Genomic DNA, 21951 nt, shown 5'->3' on the forward strand with positions numbered 1-21951 from the left:
CTTTTTTTTATTTCGATGAGGATGGTGTCGCTTTAATTTTCATTCCATCCTTTAAATTACCCAGGCCTTCAGTCACGATCTTGTCTCCGGATTTTACTCCGCTTATCACTACATAATCCTTTTCTGTTACGGCATCCATGACCTCAACAGCGGTATTGTGAACTGTATTTGTTGCATCTACGCTAAACACAAAGTGTTTGCCCTGTAACTCGAAAGTTGAACTTTTAGGCACAAGTATTGCCTCATTGATTGTGGTAGGTATACTTAAAACTGCACTTGCACCACTCCAGAGCTTTGATTCAGGATTGGGAAATACGGCTTTAAAGTTTGCAGCCCCGGTATTAGCATTTAGAACCCCGCTTAAGGTTTCAATTTTTCCTTTTACCGGGTACCGAGTCCCGTCAGCAAGAGTTAGTGATACTTCAGGCATGTTCCTGAATTTATCATTTACCCTTTGTCCATCATATTTGCGGAGAAATGAAGCGAGTTGTTGCTGGCTTAATGAAAAGTAGGCATAGATCTGTCTGGTGTTAGCTACTGTAGTCAATGCTGAAGCAGAGGTACTGCTCACAAGGCTCCCGATTTTGTAAGGAAGGCTGCCTACAACACCTGCTATCGGACTTACAATATGAGTATAGGCGAGTTTTGACCGGGCCGAAGATAAATCTGCCTTTGCCTGATTCAATTCAGCTCTTTTTACCCTTTCCACATTTTTAGCCGAGGTCAACTCAAAAGAATTGACAATTTTTCTATCCACCAGTACTTTTGTTCGCTGACTTTGGATAGTTGCTGTTTCCAGATTGGCCTCGGCGGCAATTACTGCTGCCTGTCTGCTGTTTACTTCCTGCTGATAACTATTGGCGTCGATTTTAAATAAGGGCTGACCTTTACGTACCTGAGCGCCTTCATTCACATAGACCTGTTCGATATACCCATCTACTTTCGATCGGATTTCCACCGTCTGTTCCCCCTGTAAAGTGGCGGGATATTCTACAGAAAGCGCTGTTTTGCGCGCTTCCAGTAATAATGTTGGGAATTCCTGAACTTCTTCTTGTTGCCCTTGATTCTGGTTGGGTTTACAAGCGGTCATAAGGATGCTTAGTAAAAGCGGGTATAATAATACTTCTGTTTTCATTTATATGTTCTTTTTTCTTTTATAAATCATTAAGGGGGAACCGGCCTCACCCCACATCAGGCTTTGTACCTGCTCCATTAATCTTCCTGTTGCGGCTACATAAAGGGTTTCGGGTACATCTGACCTTGCTTTAAGGACTACTTTCCGGTCTTTGTAGAGCTGGTAGTCTATAGTCATTATTCTTCGCATCCAGATGAGCTGCTGATGGTCCTGCTCGTTTCCAAAGCAGACAAAAGCAGCGTGAGGCTGAAGGAGGGAACTGATAAATACATAAGCCCAATAAGGAACTATGGCATCATTGGAGCAGTAAAGGACTACTTCCTTGTCCCGATATTGATGCCAGTCTACAAGTCCCATTTCTGCCCTGAATAATTTTTCCTGCAACAGGTAACCATGGAAGAGATAAGGCACCATGTCAAATACCTGGTATTCGCCATTAGCCGGTTTATACAACAGGAGGTCCAGTGTCAGGATTCCTGACTGTTCTACTTTATTGATAATCGTATCCATTAAAAGATGTTTTCGTTGTGCTGATTTTTATGGTTTAATCACTGATTTTTGGGCATAAGAATCCCGATCCGGCTAAAATCCCTTGCAGGAAACCGAATAATTAAATGGGAGAACCTCAACAATGCTCCCTGTTTGTATAGAGTTGGAAAAAGCTGACTAAGTCAGGTTGTCTGCCTTGGGTGTACGTTTAAAGAGTACGTTCCAATAGGGAATAAGGTATACGGGAAGGGTTCCGGCAGCAGCAAAAGGGAAGGTGCTTATGTTTTTTTGTACTTTGGTTGGCATAATCCTTTGTTTAATACGTAAATAAATTTTGATCCATATGAGTTTTCAGCCATTAATATTGAGGCAAAGTTAGTATTTTTGTCAATAAAACAACTGATAGCTTGTTTTATTAGATTATGAAGACAAACAGATTTTTAATGTTATTGAAGACCAGGGGCGGACTAACCGCTGCTTCGGTTGCGCAGGAGCTTGGAATAACTAATGAAGGTGCAAGGTTACAGCTGTTAAAATTTGTGGAAGAAGGTTTGGTGAGCGCTTCTAACGAATCAACAGGAGTAGGACGGCCAAAACAAATCTTCAGCCTGACCCCACAGGGGAATTCTAAATTTCCGGATACCCATGCGGAACTTACAGTGAAACTGATCAACCTGATGAGGGATACCTTAGGAGAGGATGCGCTAAAAGCGGTAATGGATGCAGGAGAGGTATTTGGTAAAGATCGTTATATGAAAGAACTGGAGCCCTTCTCCAATCTCGAAGAACGGATTGCCGGCTTGACCGAAATCAGAACCAGGGAAGGTTATATGGCGGAGTATACCAAAGATGAAGCCGGATATCTCCTGATCGAGAATCATTGTCCGATCTGTGCAGCAGCAAAATCCTGTCAGGGTTTTTGTACCGGAGAACTGAATATTTTTAAACAGGTACTCGGCAGTAAGGTCGAGATCAGCAGAATCGACCATATCCTAAGTGGAGACCGCCGATGTGCTTACAGAATCGCAGAAACTCAGTAAAGATTTTAGGTAAACACATGAATTATTTAAAATACCTGGAAAGGATAAAGTATAAGGGAGATCTCAACCCCTCAATCATTTTGCTCAACAACCTGCAGCATTTACACCTGCTTCATATTCCTTTTGAAAATCTGGACATTCATCAGGGGCTGGAAATAAAAATGGAAAATGCCTTTGATAAAATTGTGGAAAGGGGAAGAGGTGGTTTCTGTTACGAACTCAACGGGACTTTTTTCGGCCTGTTAACCTACCTGGGCTTTAAAGCGAAATTAATCTCAGGAAGGGTCGGCAATAAGGATAAGGGCTTCGGGGCTGAGTTTGATCATATGGCCATTGTAGTGGAAATAGATGATGACGCCTATCTGGTAGACGTGGGATTCGGCGACTTTAGCGCGCAGCCTTTAAGAATCTGCCTGAATATTGTACAAGAAGATCGTTATGGTGACTTTCTGATCGAAAAATATGACGATACCTATCTGGTGGTTAAAAAGCGGAAAGATCATGACTTTTTGCCTGAATATATTTTTACTGAAATTCCCAGAATCCCGGCAAATTTCAGGGAGATGTGCGTTTATCATCAGAGCAGTGAAAAATCCAACTTTACCAGGAATAAAATCTGTTCTGTCGCGCTTGAAAACGGGAGAATCACGATTACCGGCGAACGCCTGAAAATCAGGAAAGGAGAGCAGGTTATAGAAAAGGTATTTGCTGATGAAACGGAATTTCATAACCAGCTTCGAAAATATTTTAATATTGTACTGGGTACATAGGGATTTCCTTAGGCAGGTTTTGCAATTGGTTTTCTCTTGCTGGTTTACGCCAACGATTGCGTAATTTTTTCCGGTTCATTTGTTTCATTACCTCGCAAATCTTTGTAGACTTGTATCAGGCCCTTATAGCGGCCAACCAAATATTCAAATGAACTAATTCCAGGATATGAACAAAAGTTCCATTTTCCCTATTCTGTTTACCTTGTTTACAACCCCGGCCTTCCATACCCAGGCACAAAACCCTCAATCTGATAAACCCATCGTAATTCTGGATTCTTATTTTAATCATGAAGTCAGGAAGGATGCAAACGGCATCGAAACGCCCTGGCATTACAAATGGGAGGAAAATTCGGGAGTCGGCTTTTCTTTGTTTTCAGGCGTATTTAACGATAAAGGATTTATAACAAAGACGCTAACTGCTGCGCCATCAGAAGACAACCTGAAACAAGCTTCGGTATACATTATCGTTGATCCGGATACAGAAAAGGAAAGTCCAAATCCCAACTTTTTAGCTGAAAAAGACATCCAGGCGATTGGCACCTGGTTGAAATCCGGTGGTGTATTGCTGCTGATGGCAAACGATACAGGGAATGCGGAACTGGAACATTTGAACCGACTTGCAAAAAGATTTGGTATACAATTCAACTCAAACAGTAAAGGTAGGGTGGTCAAAAATCAGTTTGAAATGGGGCGGGTAGATGTTGGCCCTGGAAATGGGATCTTTAAAAACGCAAAACAGCTGTTTATCAAAGAATACAGTACACTTCATTTAAGCGGAAAGGCCCAATCTATTCTGAAGGATAAAGACGGAGATGAGGTGATGGCAATTGCAAAGTATGGTAAGGGAGCTGTGTTTGCCATTGGAGATCCCTGGCTTTATAATGAATATGTAGATGGAAAGAAGCTTCCAGCTGCTTTTGATAATTTAAATGCAGCCAAGGACCTGGTCGACTGGATCAGGAGTTGTCTATAACGATTGCGCAAATAATTCCTCATGAAGCCTGTTAATCCTTACAATAATTATGTAGAATTGTTTTTAACCTATAACTCCTGGCCGCTTTCTCTTTAAAAATTAATACATTTAAAAATATTATTGTGAAGAACTTTTTAGACGACAATTTCTTATTACAGACCCAAACAGCTCAGCAGCTATATCATAAATTCGCAAAACAGATGCCGGTTATTGATTACCATAATCATTTAATGCCGGATCAGATTGCAAACGATTTCATGTTTGAAAATATTACCCAGGTTTGGTTGTATGGTGACCATTATAAATGGCGTGCCATGCGGGCAAATGGGATTGATGAACATTACATTACCGGTAAAGCTACAGATCTGGAGAAGTTTAAAAAGTGGGCAGAAACCGTACCCTATACGTTAAGAAATCCACTATACCATTGGACACATCTGGAACTGCAACGTTATTTTGACGTATATGAAGTGCTTTCCCCCGCAAATGCGGAGAGGATTTATGAGGAGTGTACGGCAAAACTCAGAACACCAGAGTATTCCGTGCAGAACCTGCTGCGTAGGATGCAAGTAAAGACCTTATGTACAACAGATGATCCTTTAGACTCCCTGGAACACCACCAGAAAATAAAAAAAGACGGACTGGACATTAAGGTCCTTCCTGCATTTCGTCCGGACAAAGCCATGCATGCAGACGATCTGCCAGGTCTGAACAAATACATTGATCAGCTCTCTGCATTAACAGGTAAGGAACTAAACAGTCTGGATTCCTACCTTTCTGCGCTCAAATCAAGACATGACTATTTCGCTGAAAACGGCTGCTCTGTTTCCGATCACGGACTGGAACAGATCTATGCTGACGATTATACACTCGAAGAAGTACGGGACATTTATCAGAAAATCCGTAACAAATCATCCTTAACACCTTCGGAAACTACGAAGTTTAAATCAGCTTTACTGTTTCAGTTTGCACTATGGGACCACGAGAAGGGATGGGTACAACAATATCATCTGGGCGCCTTAAGAAATAACAATGACCGCCTGCTGTCTGAACTGGGGCCTGACACCGGATTTGATTCAATTGGTGATTTTAGTCAAGGTAAAGCCTTGTCCAGATTTTTAAATAAACTGGATGCTCAGAATTGCCTGGCAAAAACCATACTCTACAATTTAAATCCTGCGGACAATGAGCTGATGGCCACGATGATTGGCAATTACAATGATGGAACGGTAGCCGGAAAAGTTCAATGGGGCTCTGCCTGGTGGTTTCTGGATCAGAAAGAGGGGATGATCAAACAAATCAATACCTTGTCTAATATGGGCCTGCTAAGCCGTTCTGTAGGCATGCTTACCGACAGCAGAAGCTTCCTTTCTTACCCTCGTCATGAATATTTCAGAAGGATTTTATGTAATCTTTTCGGAGAAGATGTGGAGAATGGAGAATTACCTGATGATCAGGAATGGCTTGGCAAAGTGATTCAGGACATCTGCTATAACAACGCAAAAGAATATTTTAATTTTTAATTATATGATGGGAAAGGTTTTAAATTTTGGTGAACTGTTATTGAGGATTTCTCCGGACATAGACGGAGCCTGGCTGAAAGAGAATAACCTTCCCTTTTATGTTGGAGGTGCAGAAGCCAATGTGGCTGCTGCCCTGGCATTATGGGGAGTACCATCAGCTTACCTTTCTGCAGTACCCGATAATTTTATGAGCAGACAAGTCGTTGCTTATCTGGATCAGCTGAATATAGATACTGCTCCAATGCAATACCTGGGAGAGCGGATCGGTCTGTATTACCTGCCAAACGGAAAAGACCTTAAGAATGCAGGGGTAATCTACGACCGCAATTATTCATCATTTTCTACGCTTAGAACCGGTATGATAAATTGGGATGCTGTTTTTGAAGGAATTACAGTCTTTCATTTCAGTGCCATATGTCCGGCATTAAATGAAGATGTCGCAGCGGTATGTGAAGAAGCTTTAAAAGCGGCTTCAGATCGGAATATCCGGATTTCACTGGACCTGAATTTTAGAAGTAAGCTCTGGAAATATGGTAAGGATCCGATAGACGTGATGCCTTTACTGGCTCCATACTGTGACCTCATTATGGGCAATATCTGGGCTGCCGAAAACATGCTCGGTATTCCGGTACCCGCAGGGTTGGTGGAAGCGGATCTGAAAGAAAATTACCTGGAGCAGGCAGAAATAACTTCTAAAGCCATTATGAAAGCATTTCCGAAATGTACCTCGGTAGCCAATACCTTCAGGTTTGACTTTAAAACCGGTGTGAAATATTATAGTACATTATACACAAACCATGAACTCTTTGTTTCTAAAGAGTACCGGGCGGAAAAAATCACCGGAAAAATAGGTAGTGGAGATTGTTATATGGCGGGACTGATATATGGTTTTTACCACCAGTTAGGGCCTTCGGATATCCTTGGCTTTGCCACAAAGGCTGCCTTTGCCAAGCTCTTTACCAGCACTGATTTCAGTACGACAAAGATTGAGGATATTCAGCCAATGGTTCAACCCTATGAAACCAATTTTTAAATTAAATAATTAAATAAGAAGACGAACGGTTAACAACATATAAAAATGAAAACAAAAGAAAGCTCTTTAAAAGCCATTACTGATCAGGGAATCCTTCCCTTGTTTTATTTTGAAGATGCTCAGGTAAGCCTGGACATCATCAGGACCCTATATCAGGCGGGAATCCGGGTTTTAGAGTATACCAATCGCGGGCCGGCTGCTTTGTCTAATTTTAGCATGCTGATAGAGACATTGAAAACGGAAATGCAGGACCTTCATCTGGGAATCGGAACGATTAAAACTGTTAAAGAAGCTGAAGAGTTTATTGCCGCGGGTGCCCATTTTATTGTTTGTCCGATTGTAAATCCGGAAGTAGGTGAATTGGTCCATAAGGAGGGCCTGCTTTGGATTCCCGGATGCTTTACCCCGACAGAAATTAATACTGCTCATCAGATGAAAGCCGGACTGATTAAATTGTTTCCGGCAAATATCCTTGGGCCATCTTATATGGCAGCAATTAAAGACCTTTTTCCTGGTCAGTTGTTTATCCCAACCGGTGGTGTGGAAATTGAACAGAGCAACATCAGCAACTGGTTTAAATCAGGTGTATGTGCAGTCGGAATGGGTAGTAAGCTGATCAGTAAAGAAATATTAGACCAAAAAGATTATAAACAACTAAATACCTTAACCAGAACAACAATTGACCTGGTAAAAGCGGGTAGATAAGCCCCTAAAAACGACCTAACCAACCAAAACCAAATATAATGAAAGAGACTAAAATGGGTAATTACAGATGGACAATCTGTGCATTATTATTTTTTGCAACCACAGTCAACTATCTTGACCGTCAGGTGTTAAGCCTCCTGCACCCAACGCTGGAGAAAGAATTTAACTGGACCAATAGTGATTATGCCAATATCACAGCGGCATTTCAGTTTGTATACGCGATTTCAATGCTCTTTGCAGGACGGTTCGTAGATAGGTTAGGTACGAAATGGGGTTACATTATTGCCTTGATCATCTGGTCAATAGGAGCCATTATGCATGCGGTTGCATTACCCATCGGCGTAAGTGCTGCTGCACTGATCAGTTGGGTTGGATTGGGAATGGTACCGGTATCGGTAATTGGTTTTATCCTTGCCAGGGCAGTATTGGCTTTCGGTGAATCAGCCAACTTCCCGGCAGCAATTAAAGCTACCGCAGAATATTTCCCTAAAAAAGAACGTTCTTTTGCCACCGGGATCTTTAATTCAGGGGCTAACGTGGGGGCGATTTTAGCACCGCTTACCGTGCCATGGATTGCTAAAGTCTGGGGATGGGAAGCTGCTTTCCTGATTGTAGGTGCGGTTGGTTTTATCTGGCTGGGCTTCTGGTTTGTTTTTTATGATAAACCGGAAAGTCAGAAAAGATTGAATGCTTTGGAGTTCGCTTATATCAATAGTGACCAGGAGACGGAAACTACTGTGGTAGAAACGGAAGCTACTGAAAAAATTGCCTGGTTTAAGTTACTGGGCTACAGACAAACCTGGGCATTTGCATTTGGAAAGTTTATGACCGACGGGGTCTGGTGGTTTTTTCTGTTTTGGTTGCCTTCGTACCTTAAGGTACAATATAGCCTGACTGGTACCGACATCATGATTCCGCTAACGGTATTGTATAGCATGACCATGATTGGAAGTATCGGGGGAGGATGGTTTCCTATGTATTTTATTAAAAAAGGATATTCCCCTTATGATGGCAGAATGCGGGCAATGTTTGTGATTGCCTTATTCCCTTTACTGGTATTGGCCGCTCAGCCGCTGGGGCATATCAGCTTCTGGATTCCGGTAGTCCTGATCGGGATCGGAGCATCAGCACACCAGGCCTGGTCAGCTAATATTTTTACCACAGTTTCTGACATGTTTCCTAAAAAAAGTATTGCTTCTGTTATTGGAATAGGTGGAATGGCCGGTGGTATGGGTGGAGTAGTCATGTCTAAATTAGGAGGAGCGCTATTTGACCACTATAAGCTATTGGGGCATACCCAAACTGGGTACACCATTATGTTCGCAATTTGTGCGGTAGCTTATTTACTGGCCTGGATGGTGATGAAATCGCTGGTTCCTAAATACGCGCCGATCACCGATCTGTAAATCTGTATTATTTACCTAACTGACCATATAACTATGAATTTTAATGAACAGCTCCAGGCAATTTTTGTGGAGGAGCAACAAATTCCGGAGGAATTTAAATTAGAAGAGGAGGTTCATCAGCGGGAATACCTGAGCAATGGTGAACTAAGGGCATGGGATGGAGAAGTACATGAGGTTTTGTCGCCGGTTTGTCTGAAAACCCCCGAAGGTTTAAAACGTAAAGTGATTGGAACTTATCCTTTGTGCAACGAGAAGGAAGCTACAGAAGCGCTGGATGCGGCCGTTGCTGCTTACAACAATGGAAGAGGTGAATGGCCAACCATGAGTGTCGGCGACAGGATCAGCTGTGTAGAGAAATTTACGCATCGTATTATTGAAAAGAAAGCCATTGTGGTCAAACTACTGATGTGGGAGATTGGTAAATCTTATGCAGACTCAGTGAAGGAGTTTGACCGTACTGTAGAATATATCCACGCTACAATTGATGCTTTGAAAGACCTCGATCGTCAGTCTTCAAGGTTCAGCATTGAGCAGGGAATAGTGGCACAGATCAGACGATCCCCATTGGGTGTAGTGCTGTGCATGGGGCCTTTTAACTATCCCCTGAATGAAACCTTTACGACGTTGATTCCTGCATTAATTATGGGAAATACCTTGTTGTTTAAACCGCCTAAGCATGGCACGTTATTACATTATCCATTGCTGGAGGCATTCCGGGATTGCTTCCCTAAAGGAGTGGTAAATACCATTTATGGACGTGGAAATAAAATTATTCCCGATCTGATGAAATCAGGGAAGATCAATGTCCTGACTTTAATTGGTTCCAGCAAAGTAGCTAATGAATTGAAAAAGCTTCACCCCAAAGTAAACCGATTACGTGCGATTCTGGGACTGGATGCAAAGAATGCCGCAATTATCACTGCCAGGGCAGATGTACAACTTGCCGTTCAGGAAACTGTATTAGGTGCCTTATCGTTTAACGGTCAAAGGTGTACGGCCTTGAAGATCGTATTTATTCACCGTAGCCTGGCGGAGGTCTTTTTAAAGGAACTGGCTGCTGCCGTAGCCCAGCTTAAATTTGGAATGCCCTGGGAAAATGGCGTCTCCTTGACTCCTCTGCCAGAACCTCATAAGCCAGCTTACCTGCAGGAATGCATTGCAGACGCGATTGCAAATGGCGCTACGGTAAGAAACGAAAACGGTGGGGCCGTAAATGAATCTTTTGTATTTCCGGCTATTGTTTACCCGGTAAACAGAAAGATGAAATTGTATACGGAAGAACAGTTCGGGCCGGTAATTCCTGTTGTTCCTTTTGACGATCTGGAAGAAACGATTGAATACCTGATTGAGTCTACCCATGGTCAGCAGGTCAGCATTTTCAGTAATGATGAAGAAGAAATCGCGGCATTGATTGATCCTCTGGTAAATCAGGTGAGCCGTGTAAACATCAATTGCCAATGTCAGCGGGGACCTGATGTATTTCCGTTTACAGGAAGAAAAGATAGTGCGGAGGGGACTTTATCCGTAGTTGATGCCTTAAGGTCATTCTCTATCCGGTCACTGGTAGCAACAAAATTAAATGACAATAACAAACATCTGATCAATGAAATTGTAGATGGAAACAGTTCCAATTTCTTAAGTACCAGGTATCTGTTTTAAGAAAAGAAAAGCAGAATCGGATTGGATTATTCCAGTCTGATTCCAGCATCTTTATAGGCCTTCAGACTTTCGTCATCAGGATCAATATCAGTAATGATCGTATCGATGTCACTCATGCTGGTGATATAATAAGGTTCTGTGGTACCTAATTTTTCTACAGTTGCCAACGCGATAATCTGTTTAGAAGTTTCTACCATTGCCTTTTTCACCTGACAATCTTCATAGCTGATCCCGGTCACACCCGAAATTAGATCAATGCTGCAAATGCCCAGAAAACAAATGTCTGGTCTTATACCCCTGATGGTCTGGATTACTTCAAAACCAGAGGTAGAGAAGGAAGATTTATTTAATCTTCCGCCAAGGAATATGACTTCTATACAGGGATGGTCTTCCAGGACAGTAGCTACCGGGAAACTATTGGTAATGACTGTTATTTGTAAATCCCGGGGCAAAAGTGTGGCAATGGCAAGAACAGATGTTCCTGAATCAAATAAAACCACCTGTCCGTTCTTTATCAGTTTTACCGCTTTTTCTGCTATAATTCCTTTATGACTGACATCATAGTGCTCACGCTCACGGAAATGTCGGGGAATAGGAGAGCGTGAAATGGCGCCACCACGAACAGCTTTTAATAAGCCCTGGTCTGATAATTCTTTAATGTCGCGTCTCACGGTGTCTTCTGACACACCTAATAACGTACTTAAATCACCCAATAGAACTTTTCGCTCTTTGCGGATATGTTCTATGATCAGTTGTAATCGTTCTTCCTTTATCATATTGTTGCAAATATAAGTATTTAAGCTGAGGCTTTTGTTGCAAAATATTGCAAAATATTGCTATATTTGCTGCAACATATTACGAAAAACAAATGAATAAGATAAAAAAGACAATTGGAATTGATATGGATGGGGTTCTTGCAGATATAGAAGAGCAATTCATGGATTGGTACGAAAATGAACATGGCATCAGGGTGCCAAGAGAGGAAAGACTGGGCGTGATGGAACCGGAAGGTTTTCCGGATAAAGGTGCAGTGAAACGGTATGTATATACACCTGGTTTCTTCAGGACCATCCCGGTAATGGAAGGAGCAGTGGCCGCAGTTAAGCAATTGATGGAAGATTACGAGGTTTATATCGTATCAGCCGCAACGGAATTTCCACAATGTTTATCGGAGAAGCTGGAATGGCTGGCGGAACATTTTCCATTCATCAGCTGGACAAATATCATATTTTGCGGAGATAAAAGCATCATTGATACCGATTACCTGATTGATGACCACTGTAAAAACCTGGATTTCTGTAAAGGAAAGGCCATCATGTTTAATGCTTCGCACAATGTGAACCAACACCATCATGTGAGGGTAAATAGCTGGACAGAAGTATTGGCTTTATTGGAAAAAGAAAGCCTGGTCGGCGCCTAAGCAAGGCTTCAATCCCTATCTTTTTTCTATATTGGGATTTCAAACAAAACCAGGTAGAAAAATGATAGAAGAAATCAAACAGGCTTATCCTATAGCCTATATTGCCATCAACGAAGCCACTGCAGATTCTGAATTTTCAATGGCCTCGGATCTTTTGACCTGTTCACTGCTAAAAACCCTGGCCGGCTCAAAACCGGGAGGTCGTTTTCTGGAGCTGGGAACAGGAACAGGATTATCTGCTTCCTGGATATTGGATGGAATGGATGATGCTGCTACCTTGATTTCTATCGATAATGACGATAATTTTTTATCAATTGCCAGACGTTTCCTGGTCAATGATAAAAGACTGAAGCTGGAATATGCAGATGGAGGGGATTGGATACAACGCAATAGTAAGCAGAAATTCGACTATATTTTCGCAGATACCTGGCACGGAAAATACCTGATGCTGGACGAAGTGATAGAAATGCTGAATCCGGGTGCGTTTTATATTATAGATGATATGTTACCACAAGCCAACTGGCCGGAAGGGCATGCCGAAAAGGCAACCCGGTTAATAGAAGAACTGGATAAAAGAACAGATCTGGTGATCACTAAACAATGCTGGGCAACTGGAATTGTAATTGCAACAAAAAAGAAAGTATAGCCGGGTTAAATTCATTTTCTCCTTACCTTTAGCTCCAGAAATTGCCGTAGCGAATGGAGGTTAGAAAAGAATACATTTTAAGAGATTTTGATTTTTCAGAATTAACAACCTTATTTATATTAAAACATATCAATGAACAGGTGGACACTGATGTTAAAGGCTTTTATGACCTTGTTCCGGATTCCATCGGCATTGATTTTGTTTTTTTCAACCATCCCGGCAGCAGCATTCCTTTTCCAGGAGTGGGCATTATTCAAAATGAGCAGATCACGACACTGACTTGTGGATGCAGGGATACCAGCACTAAATTATGTGTACATCAGGCCCAGGCATTATACAATATTATAGAGCGCCCCGCTATCCGTATGTTCCTGGATCGCAAACTTCGCCTGGAACAAATGAGACTGCAGGCCAGAGATTACGGACTGGAAAAAGAAGCACAGATTTCTGATTTCTTTGAGCTTGAATATGAAAATGGCCAAACGAAGATTAAAGCGGTCAAAAAGGAACTCTTTCCATTAAATAATCACAGTAAACAAGCACTTAAAAATACCCTGCTGCCAAAGGAAGGATTGCAATTGCCGGTTTCAGGATCTTTTAAAGCGAACCATAAAATGGGATTGGTGTTTGGACAACATCGTTTTTACAGCCACCTGACTTTAGAATTGATTGAAGCGCACACCACCCTGGACGGGAAGTTTAAAAACCCGGTAACAACCATCAATCCATCCGATCTGATCTGGAAAACTGAGCGGACAGAGGAGCTTAAATTTTATAGTGGGGTACTGAAATTTCAAAACAATTATAATTCTGAACGTACAGGTTCAGATCTGGATGCGCTTAAAGCACTTGCGAAAAATCCCCTTAAACTGGATGTTTTTCTGCACGATGCAAAGGTATCAGCTAATATTACAGCAAGTTCGATCCGGCCAATTCAGTTAAAAACACTGAGTGTAGATATGAGTTTACATGTCAGCCAGCGACAAGAGTTCTATGAGGTGTCGGGCAAACTGAGCCTCGATGGTACCGACTACGCGCTGGACCAGATTCAGCTGAAATATCATTATTTCATTCAGATGAACCGGGATCTTCATTTAATTGATAACCCTGACTTTTTAAGGGTGATCGATTTCTTTAAGCAGCACCATGATAAGATGCTGATCCACCATTCTAAATTTGAAGCTTTTCAGGATGATATCCTCTCCAAATTGGAAAACAGGATTAAGATCACTTATGATTATCTCAAGCCCGCCACAAAAAAACAGATAGAAGAGAAAGGTTTTGACCTGGAAAATGAGCAGATCATTTACTTATCAGAATCCGAAGATTTTGTATTGTTTACACCAGTAATGAGGTACGGAGACCTGGAAATCCCCGTATTGTCCAGAAAGCAGATCAAGTCGAGAGATAGAAATGGCAATCTTTTTACTTTATCCCGCGATACGGAAACAGAACTTCAGTTTACCTCTGACGTGGTACGGCAACACCCATATTTTGAAGATCAGCTGGAAAGCAACGATTGTTTTTACCTGCACAAAACCCGGCTTTTAGAGGATAACTGGTTTCTTCATGCTTTTGAGGAATGGCGGAACAAGAATATCAGTATACTGGGTTTCAACCAGCTAAAGAACAACAACCTGAATGCACATCAGGCCAAAATCTCGATCAATGTAATGAGCGGGATCGACTGGTTTAAAACAGCGGTAAAGCTGAAATATGGAAACCAGGTGGTTTCCTTAAGACATTTACACCAATCTATTCGCAATAAAAACAAGTTCGTAAAACTGGATGATGGTACTCTGGGGATCCTTCCTGATGAGTGGATTGAAAAGTTTACCAAATATTTTAATGCCGGGGAGGTGATTGAAGAACACATTCACACGCCAAAGATCAGTTTTACTGCAATTGAAGAAATGTACGAAGACCAGCTTTTGGATGAGTCGGTGAAAGATCAGCTGGCTATTTATAAGCGCAGGCTTTCGGGTTCAGACACCATCACCGATGTAGCGGTACCAGAAGGCTTGAATGCAACCCTGAGAGAATATCAGAAACAGGGTTTAAACTGGTTGAACTTTCTGGATGAGTTTAATTTCGGGGCCTGCCTGGCCGACGATATGGGGCTGGGAAAGACCATACAAATTATTGCTTTCATCCTTTCCCAAAGAACAAAAGGCCACCACAACACCAACCTCATTGTGGTTCCTGCATCTCTGATCTTTAACTGGCAACAGGAAATCGAGAGATTTGCACCTTCTATAAAGGTGCTGACGGTTTATGGTTCAGAGCGGATTAAGAATCATCATGAATTCGATAAGTATGAAGTAGTGATCACTTCTTATGGCACCTTACTTACAGATATCAGGTTCTTAAAAGATTACCGCTTCAATTACATCTTTCTCGATGAATCACAAACTATTAAAAATCCCGAATCCCAGCGTTATAAGTCGGTGCGCTTGCTGCAATCCCGTAATAAAGTAGTCCTTACCGGAACACCGATAGAGAATAATACATTTGATCTTTACGGTCAGCTCTCTTTTGCCTGTCCTGGCCTGCTGGGTAGCAAACAATATTTCAGAGAGATCTATTCTACGCCGATAGACCAGTTTAAGGACCGTAGAGCGGCCATTCAACTTCAAAAAAGGATCAATCCTTTTCTTCTGCGACGTACAAAAGAGCAGGTAGCTAAAGAGCTTCCTGATAAAACAGAAATGGTCATCTATTGTGAAATGGAACCTGATCAGCGTAAAGTTTATGATGGGTATGAAAAGGAAATCCGCGACTACCTGACCAATCAGACAGATGAAGAAGTAGCGAGTAATACGATGAATGTCTTGAAAGGTATTACAAAGCTGAGACAGATCTGCAATTCTCCGGCACTATTAAGCGAAGATGAGTTTTATGGTAGCTCTTCTGCCAAAATGGAGGTCTTACTGGAGCAGATAGAAAATAAATCACCACAACATAAAATCCTGGTTTTTTCCCAGTTTGTAGGGATGCTGGAACTGATTAAAAAGGAATTAAAACATAAAAAGATCGCTTTTGAATACCTCAGTGGACAAACCAGGAACCGGGAGGCGGTTGTGGCATCCTTTCAGGATAACCCGGAAATTCGTGTCTTTCTGATCAGTTTAAAAGCAGGAGGGGTTGGACTTAATCTGACTCAGGCAGATTACGTTTATCTGGTGGATCCCTGGTGGAACCCTGCGGTAGAAAATCAGGCAATTGACCGTACCTATCGCATCGGACAACAGAAAAATGTCATTGCAGTCCGTCTGATCTGCCCGGATACCATCGAAGAAAAAATTATGAAACTGCAGGCTTCCAAAAAAGACCTGGTCAGAGACCTGATAAAAACAGATGCCTCTATTTATAAATCTTTATCCAAAAAAGAATTGCTGGCTTTATTTAGTTAAATAAGACCTGATTATCACATTAAACTAAAGTAAATTTTAGGTATATTTAATGTTAAGCGCAGCAATTCTTATGGACCGTCTTTTTAAAATTTTCGGGACTTTATTTCTGATGTTTACTTTGACAAACGTTTATGGTCAGGGTAAGCAATGGATTTCTTTTGAATTTTATGAAGGGGTGTTTAATACTAACATTGATACATCAGTCCTGGTTCCAGCACCTGAACTTTCACAACAATCGATAAAATCAGCCTATGAACGGCTAAATACCGCGGAATACCGGGCAATCATAGATTCTCTGCTGGGTTATCGGAAAAAATATGAACTAAACGACTGGTTATACTATCAGCTGATTCGGAAAGTAGCCCAGCAAATCAGCCCTAAGCAGAATAATTATAGCCGTTATACCCTGTATAAATGGTTCTTCTTAGCAAAATCGGGCTATGATGCAAGACTGGCACTGAGTAAAGACAGAATCATCTTCTATATTTTTAATGATGAAGACATCCGGGATATTCCATTCTTTATGGTGGATCAAAAGAAATTCATGTGTTTGAACTATCATGACTATCCTAAAGCAGATCTGAATGAAGATCCACCTATTCCTGTGACTATCAATATTACTGGCGCAACAAAATCCTTTTCCTACAAAGTGACTAAAATGCCGGATTTTAAACCGGATAATTATTTTGAAAAGAGACTGGAGTTTGTGTATAAACATAAAGCTTACCATTTTAACATTAAACTGAACCGGGAGATAGAGGCCATTTTTGCCAATTATCCTGCGGTAGATTTTGAAACTTATTTTAACATCCCCCTCAGTAAAGAAACTTATGGATCCTTGATTCCCCTGCTTAAAAAGAACATTCAGGGAATGAGTCAGAAGAAAGGGGTTGACTATCTGATGCGATTTACCCGATATGCTTTTCTATATGAAGATGATGCCGCTAATTTTGGAAATGAAAAGCGACTGTCTCCGGAAGAAACCCTATTTGCAAGTCATAGCGATTGCGATGATCGCGTGGCACTTTTCTTTTACCTGGTAAAAGAGATTTATAACATACCTATGATTGCACTGTTATATCCTACGCACATCACTATGGCCGTTCAGTTTGACAAGCCGATTGGAGATGCCATCGTTTACAAAGGAAAGCTTTATTCCGTTTGTGAACCTACTCCTCAGAAAGAAGATCTTCCAATTGGGGTGATCTCTGCAAAACTGAAAAATATTCCTTATCAAATTGTCTATCAGTACGACCCTGGACATTAAAAATAGCTATATTTAATGCCTTATTTAATATAGTTGATCTGATTTTTATGACCCGGAAGGTTTTATTTTTTTTCTCTGCAGTACTCGGTTTTATAAACTTTGCAAATGGACAGCTTCCTGTCCTTGATGACTTGAATTACCTCTCTTCAAGAGATGGACTCGAAAATGCATTTCAGGTTTTTAAAGGTCAGAAATCGGCTACTGTAGCCTTTCTTGGTGGCTCAATTACCTATGCACCTGGCTGGAGAGATTCTGTATCTGTTAGTCTGCAACGTCGTTTCCCAAATACTTCTTTTCATTTTATTACCGCAGGTATACCCTCATTGGGTAGCTTGCCACATGCCTTCCGTTTAAAACAGGATGTGCTGGATTCGGGAAAAGTAGATTTACTGTTTCTGGAAGCAGCGGTCAATGATGAAGTGAACGGTACGGATAGCCTGGTCCAATTGCGGGCATTGGAAGGCATCATCAGAAATGCAAGACTACATCAACCCAAAATTGACATCGTTCTGATGTCTTTTGCTGATCCAGATAAGACTAAAGCTTACAATGAAGGAAGAACTCCGGTTTCTGTTGCAAACCATGAACTGCTGGCCGCTTATTACGGATTGCCCTCCATCAACCTGGCTAAGGCAGTCAGGGATAGAATGCAGAACAAGGAATTTAGCTGGGAGGAAGATTTTAAGGACCTGCATCCTTCTCCATTTGGACAGGGAATCTATGCACGGGCCATCAGGAAACTGCTCTCTCTTAACTTTGATCCGCAGAAAACAACAATCCCATTAGCAAGCAGCCATCGGAAGCTATCCTTGCCCATGAATAATGGTAGTTTTGAAAAAGGGCATTACGTAGAACTAACCGATGCAACACGCTCAGAGGCTTGGATTTTACATAAAAACTGGCTGCCAGAAGACGGTTTAAATACGCGTAAAGGTTTTGTAAATATTCCGATGCTAACTGCACAGAAACCTGGGGCTATCTTAAGCCTGAACTTTAAGGGAAATGCGGTTGGCATGGCTATCGTATCTGGAGCGGATGCCGGAAAAGTAATATATACCATAGACAATGGCCCAGAAAGAGAACTGGATTTGTATACTAAATGGAGTAAATCCTTACACTTACCCTGGTATGTGCTATTCGACAGCAACCTAAAGAATGGCAATCATACGTTAAGACTCAGAATCAGTGAAAATAAAAATGGGAAAAGCACAGGAAATGCTTGTCGTATTGCTCATTTTCTCGTCAACTAACCAGAGCTTTTATCTATCTTAGGGACTTTTAAGCTGTAAACTGAAATTAAATTGACTATTGCTGAGCGGATTTGCTTATTTCTTATTATTGTATCAGGTCTCGGACTGAAAGCAACTGCCCAGATAAAGCGTGATGTCCTCGGTAAGGTAACAGACAGCACAAAGCAGGCTATTCCGGGAGCAAACGTGAGAATTATTGCAGGTAAGGATACCCTGAGCACCAATACAGATAAAAATGGTAAATTTTCTTTTAATCAGGTTCTGTCTCCGGATTTTTCTCTCCTCATCAGAAGCATCGGTTATAGACCCCATTCTGGCAATTTCAGTTTCAAAGCAGGAGCAAATACCCTTCAGCTGGAATCCTTCATTTTACAACCCGATACACTGATGTTGAAGGAGGTCGTTATTGAAGGAAAAGTGGTCGCCATGAAAGTCAAAAAAGACACACTGGAGTACAATGCTGCAGCTTATAAAGTTCGTGAAGGAGATTATGTGGAACAGTTACTCAAGCAACTGCCGGGAGTGGAGGTAGACCAGAATGGAAAAGTCAGCAGCATGGGTAAAGAAATGACTAAAATCCGGGTGAATGGTAAAGACTTTTTTACTGGAAATGTAAAAGAGTTTATTAAACAGCTTCCTGCGGAAATGTTCTCTCATTTACAGGTTATAGATGATTATGGGGATGAGGCCAGACTCACAGGAATAAAAATGGGCCAGCCTAAAAAGATCCTTAACCTGGTTACCAAACCGGGAAGAAACAGAGGTAAATTCGGAAATGCAGGGGTCGATGGCGGTACAAATAATAGATATGGCTTCCAGGCTACGGGTAATGTTTGGAAAGACAATAAACAGGCAGGACTGAGCACAAACCTTAACAATACCAGGAATACCGGGGGAGCAAACCGGTCTTTCTACACCTCCGCAAATTACCGGGATCAGATCACTAAAAGAACCAATGGATCCGGAAATTACTCTTTTAACAATAACCTGAATGAAAGCAATCAGTTCAACTACATTGAACGGGTTAACTCGCTGGGAACACTATATACTACAAATGACAATAAATCAAAGTCCAGGTCTGACAGTCATAATTTTGACCTGAATATGAATGGGACTTATGATCAGCAATTTTTCACCGGGTCTTTAAACGGAGGTTTCTCCAACGGCGTGTCCAACAGCAGTTCGGAATCCGTTCAGAAAGGAGCCATTCGTCAGGATTTGTCCAACAGAAGTAACTCCAGTCAGTATAACCCCAGCCTCAACGGTAACTTTGGATGGGGTAAAGGGTTTGCAAAAAAAGGAAGGGCAATTTACCTGAATTTCTCCGGGAGTATAACGGACTCGAAAAGCGAAGAGGATATGATGAACCGGATAGGTTATTACGATCAGAAAACCGGAGAGTTTGTGAAAGAGTCGTTCCTGAACCGTTTGATTGACAACAACAGCGCTAATCGTCAGATGAGTACAAGTATCAGCTACAGCGAACCATTGAGCCAGGCCGATGATACGGTAAGCACCAGGAATATTGACTTTAACTATACCTTTTCACTGTCCTCAACCAATAACGGACTACAGACCAGGGTTAAGGATGCAAACGGCACGATCAGTTTTGTGGATTCACTCAGCAATGTCTACCATTCCAATTTTATCAATAACAATTTACGGGTCAGCTATAGGTATGGTTCAAAGCGCCTGAATTATAGTGCCGGAATCTCTTTGCAGCCGAGTTCGTTAAAAGGAAGCTATGAAGGCCGTACGGACAGGATCAGACAGAACACCCTGAATTTTTCCCCTTCCGGAGACCTGAATTTTGTGATTTCTCCTTCACAATCCCTGAGTGGAAATTACACCGGTTCCAGCAATGCACCGGACTTCCAGCAATTGCAACCGGTACCGGATACAAGGGATTTGCAAAACATCATTATTGGCAATCCTGATCTGAAAACTTCTTTTAACCATACCGGAAACATAGATTACCGACTTTTTGATCCGAAAGGCGGACTGTCTTTTCAAATGGGACTGAATACCAGCTTCGTGCAAAATAAGGTGGTTGCCAATGTGCTGCTGGTAGGAGATACGTTAAATAGCCTGAAGCAGGAAACACGTTATGTAAACGCCAATGGAAATTATAACGTTGGAAGTTCCTATTCCTTAAATTATCCCTTTTCAAAAAGAAGGTTTGCTCTTACGATTAATGGAAACCTGGACCATGCAAATGATGTTCTGTTTACGGATGGAAAGAAAAGCTTTAGCAAACGGTTTAACTTTAACCAACAACTGAGCCTCTCGGTAAATACAGATAAAATTAGCCTGAGTGCACAGGCGGGTTATGTACTGAATACCAATACATACTCTTTGAATGCGGGTCAGACACGAAAAGTAGAGACCTGGATGTTCAACCTCTATTCCCGGTGGATCATGACGAAATCATTTACCCTGAATTTTTCCGGATCCAAGCGGATTAACAGTGGATACTCACTTTCAGCAAATAATCCTTTGCTGATCAATGCCGGCTTTGAAAAAACCTTCTTTAAAAATAAAACAGGAATGCTGACCTTTGCCGTAAATGATCTCCTGAATCAGGGAAACGGACTGAACAGAACTTTCTCTGATAATGCCGTTACAGAAAGCCGCACAGAAGGGGTAACCCGTTTTTTCGTGCTTGGTTTTTCTATGAGACTTCAGGATTTTGGATTACATTAGCAGCACATCATCAATCAATGAACAGACGTTTAGCTATAAAACAAGTACTCATATTCGCAGGGGGATTGGCCCTGCTGCCTTCCTGCTTAAGGAATGAAGGCAAAGTTTCTATTCAGTTGCAACACCTCGATATCTCTGCTGCACAGGAGAAATTACTGGCGGAGATTGCAGAACTGATTATCCCAAAAACAAACACTTCAGGTGCAAAAGACCTTGGACTTCACCTTTTTGTATTAAAAATGCTGGACGATTGCTATGATAAAGCAGAACAGGAACAGTTTATCAACGGCTTAAAAGCCTTTGAAGGACTGGAAGGAGCAGAGCTGAAACAACTGCTAACCGAAGCCAATGCGAACAAAGCCGGCCTTGCTAAAGAAATCAGCCAGTTTTTCTCTATTATGAAATCACGTACCATTGGCGGTTACCTGAATTCCAAATATGTAATGAGCAACCTGGTCATCTGGGAATTGGTTCCCGGAAGGTACAATGGTTATTTCCCTGTTAAAACAGCTTAAGTAA

General features: G+C 41.6%; 19 protein-coding genes. 15 read left to right on the top strand and 4 right to left on the bottom strand.

Going from position 1 to position 21951, the window contains the following annotated elements:
- Positions 1-7: 7 nt before the first annotated feature.
- The 3 genes from BFS30_RS22860 to BFS30_RS28145 form a co-directional block, all read right to left on the bottom strand.
- Positions 8-1135 (bottom strand): efflux RND transporter periplasmic adaptor subunit, encoded by a 1128-nt coding sequence (locus tag BFS30_RS22860; protein ID WP_069381413.1) that lies wholly within the window; start codon positions 1133-1135, stop codon positions 8-10.
- The gene (locus BFS30_RS22865; RefSeq protein ID WP_069381414.1) at positions 1136-1645 is read right to left on the bottom strand and encodes a DUF2480 family protein; all 510 of its coding nucleotides are present in this window, start codon (positions 1643-1645) and stop codon (positions 1136-1138) included. It lies immediately after the preceding gene.
- Positions 1646-1801: 156 nt separating this feature from the next.
- Entirely contained in the window at positions 1802-1930 is a 129-nt protein-coding gene (locus BFS30_RS28145) for a hypothetical protein (protein ID WP_257785590.1), read from the bottom strand.
- 137 nt (positions 1931-2067) lie between these two features.
- On the opposite strand from BFS30_RS28145, the gene BFS30_RS22870 reads away from it, so the two are divergent.
- From BFS30_RS22870 to BFS30_RS22905, 8 genes are all read left to right on the top strand, one after another.
- The gene (locus tag BFS30_RS22870; RefSeq protein WP_237028643.1) at positions 2068-2664 is read left to right on the top strand and encodes a helix-turn-helix transcriptional regulator; all 597 of its coding nucleotides are present in this window, start codon (positions 2068-2070) and stop codon (positions 2662-2664) included.
- Between the two features lie 17 nt (positions 2665-2681).
- Positions 2682-3434 (top strand): arylamine N-acetyltransferase family protein, encoded by a 753-nt coding sequence (locus BFS30_RS22875; RefSeq protein ID WP_069381416.1) that lies wholly within the window; start codon positions 2682-2684, stop codon positions 3432-3434.
- Between the two features lie 166 nt (positions 3435-3600).
- Positions 3601-4407 (top strand): hypothetical protein, encoded by an 807-nt coding sequence (locus BFS30_RS22880; protein ID WP_069381417.1) that lies wholly within the window; start codon positions 3601-3603, stop codon positions 4405-4407.
- 122 nt (positions 4408-4529) lie between these two features.
- Positions 4530-5930, top strand: a complete 1401-nt coding sequence (gene uxaC / locus BFS30_RS22885) for a glucuronate isomerase (protein WP_069381418.1) — start codon at positions 4530-4532, stop codon at positions 5928-5930.
- A gap of 4 nt (positions 5931-5934) precedes the next feature.
- Positions 5935-6963, top strand: a complete 1029-nt coding sequence (locus tag BFS30_RS22890) for a PfkB family carbohydrate kinase (RefSeq protein WP_237028644.1) — start codon at positions 5935-5937, stop codon at positions 6961-6963.
- 45 nt (positions 6964-7008) lie between these two features.
- On the top strand, positions 7009-7668 hold the full coding sequence (locus BFS30_RS22895) for a bifunctional 4-hydroxy-2-oxoglutarate aldolase/2-dehydro-3-deoxy-phosphogluconate aldolase (protein WP_069381419.1): 660 nt from the start codon (positions 7009-7011) through the stop codon (positions 7666-7668).
- Positions 7669-7706: 38 nt separating this feature from the next.
- On the top strand, positions 7707-9074 hold the full coding sequence (locus BFS30_RS22900; RefSeq protein WP_069381420.1) for an MFS transporter: 1368 nt from the start codon (positions 7707-7709) through the stop codon (positions 9072-9074).
- Positions 9075-9107: 33 nt separating this feature from the next.
- Complete coding sequence (locus BFS30_RS22905) at positions 9108-10733, top strand: NADP-dependent glyceraldehyde-3-phosphate dehydrogenase (protein ID WP_069381421.1); 1626 nt, start codon at positions 9108-9110, stop codon at positions 10731-10733.
- 26 nt (positions 10734-10759) lie between these two features.
- Here BFS30_RS22905 and BFS30_RS22910 read toward each other — a convergent pair whose 3' ends face one another.
- Positions 10760-11509: a DeoR/GlpR family DNA-binding transcription regulator gene (locus BFS30_RS22910; protein WP_069381422.1), complete on the bottom strand. Its 750-nt coding sequence runs from the start codon at positions 11507-11509 to the stop codon at positions 10760-10762.
- 92 nt (positions 11510-11601) lie between these two features.
- On the opposite strand from BFS30_RS22910, the gene BFS30_RS22915 reads away from it, so the two are divergent.
- The 7 genes from BFS30_RS22915 to BFS30_RS22945 all read left to right on the top strand — a co-directional run bounded on the left by BFS30_RS22915 (position 11602) and on the right by BFS30_RS22945 (position 21947).
- Positions 11602-12153: a 5' nucleotidase, NT5C type gene (locus BFS30_RS22915; protein WP_069381423.1), complete on the top strand. Its 552-nt coding sequence runs from the start codon at positions 11602-11604 to the stop codon at positions 12151-12153.
- Positions 12154-12214: 61 nt separating this feature from the next.
- A complete protein-coding gene (locus BFS30_RS22920; RefSeq protein ID WP_069381424.1) occupies positions 12215-12799 on the top strand; it encodes an O-methyltransferase in 585 nt (194 codons plus the stop codon).
- A gap of 53 nt (positions 12800-12852) precedes the next feature.
- Positions 12853-16212, top strand: a complete 3360-nt coding sequence (locus BFS30_RS22925) for a DEAD/DEAH box helicase (protein WP_069381425.1) — start codon at positions 12853-12855, stop codon at positions 16210-16212.
- A gap of 49 nt (positions 16213-16261) precedes the next feature.
- On the top strand, positions 16262-17479 hold the full coding sequence (locus BFS30_RS22930; protein WP_237028645.1) for a hypothetical protein: 1218 nt from the start codon (positions 16262-16264) through the stop codon (positions 17477-17479).
- Positions 17480-17526: 47 nt separating this feature from the next.
- Positions 17527-18729, top strand: a complete 1203-nt coding sequence (locus BFS30_RS22935; protein WP_069381426.1) for an SGNH/GDSL hydrolase family protein — start codon at positions 17527-17529, stop codon at positions 18727-18729.
- A gap of 51 nt (positions 18730-18780) precedes the next feature.
- On the top strand, positions 18781-21432 hold the full coding sequence (locus BFS30_RS22940; protein ID WP_069381427.1) for an outer membrane beta-barrel protein: 2652 nt from the start codon (positions 18781-18783) through the stop codon (positions 21430-21432).
- A gap of 17 nt (positions 21433-21449) precedes the next feature.
- The gene (locus BFS30_RS22945) at positions 21450-21947 is read left to right on the top strand and encodes a gluconate 2-dehydrogenase subunit 3 family protein (protein WP_069381428.1); all 498 of its coding nucleotides are present in this window, start codon (positions 21450-21452) and stop codon (positions 21945-21947) included.
- Positions 21948-21951: the final 4 nt, after the last annotated feature.

It is taken from the genome of Pedobacter steynii (assembly GCF_001721645.1).
Taxonomy (GTDB): Bacteria; Bacteroidota; Bacteroidia; order Sphingobacteriales; family Sphingobacteriaceae; genus Pedobacter; species Pedobacter steynii_A.

Bases quoted from the DNA above. Each gene is read 5' to 3' on its own strand.
- BFS30_RS22935 (WP_069381426.1), top strand. From the start codon at position 17,527: ATGACCCGGAAGGTTTTATTTTTTTTCTCTGCAGTACTCGGTTTTATA.
- BFS30_RS28145 (WP_257785590.1), bottom strand. From the start codon at position 1,930: ATGCCAACCAAAGTACAAAAAAACATAAGCACCTTCCCTTTTGCTGCT.
- BFS30_RS22870 (WP_237028643.1), top strand. From the start codon at position 2,068: ATGTTATTGAAGACCAGGGGCGGACTAACCGCTGCTTCGGTTGCGCAG.
- BFS30_RS22910 (WP_069381422.1), bottom strand. From the start codon at position 11,509: ATGATAAAGGAAGAACGATTACAACTGATCATAGAACATATCCGCAAA.
- BFS30_RS22860 (WP_069381413.1), bottom strand. From the start codon at position 1,135: ATGAAAACAGAAGTATTATTATACCCGCTTTTACTAAGCATCCTTATG.
- BFS30_RS22905 (WP_069381421.1), top strand. From the start codon at position 9,108: ATGAATTTTAATGAACAGCTCCAGGCAATTTTTGTGGAGGAGCAACAA.
- BFS30_RS22920 (WP_069381424.1), top strand. From the start codon at position 12,215: ATGATAGAAGAAATCAAACAGGCTTATCCTATAGCCTATATTGCCATC.
- BFS30_RS22895 (WP_069381419.1), top strand. From the start codon at position 7,009: ATGAAAACAAAAGAAAGCTCTTTAAAAGCCATTACTGATCAGGGAATC.
- BFS30_RS22945 (WP_069381428.1), top strand. From the start codon at position 21,450: ATGAACAGACGTTTAGCTATAAAACAAGTACTCATATTCGCAGGGGGA.
- BFS30_RS22880 (WP_069381417.1), top strand. From the start codon at position 3,601: ATGAACAAAAGTTCCATTTTCCCTATTCTGTTTACCTTGTTTACAACC.
- BFS30_RS22925 (WP_069381425.1), top strand. From the start codon at position 12,853: ATGGAGGTTAGAAAAGAATACATTTTAAGAGATTTTGATTTTTCAGAA.
- BFS30_RS22930 (WP_237028645.1), top strand. From the start codon at position 16,262: ATGTTAAGCGCAGCAATTCTTATGGACCGTCTTTTTAAAATTTTCGGG.
- BFS30_RS22890 (WP_237028644.1), top strand. From the start codon at position 5,935: ATGATGGGAAAGGTTTTAAATTTTGGTGAACTGTTATTGAGGATTTCT.
- BFS30_RS22900 (WP_069381420.1), top strand. From the start codon at position 7,707: ATGAAAGAGACTAAAATGGGTAATTACAGATGGACAATCTGTGCATTA.
- BFS30_RS22915 (WP_069381423.1), top strand. From the start codon at position 11,602: ATGAATAAGATAAAAAAGACAATTGGAATTGATATGGATGGGGTTCTT.
- BFS30_RS22875 (WP_069381416.1), top strand. From the start codon at position 2,682: ATGAATTATTTAAAATACCTGGAAAGGATAAAGTATAAGGGAGATCTC.
- BFS30_RS22865 (WP_069381414.1), bottom strand. From the start codon at position 1,645: ATGGATACGATTATCAATAAAGTAGAACAGTCAGGAATCCTGACACTG.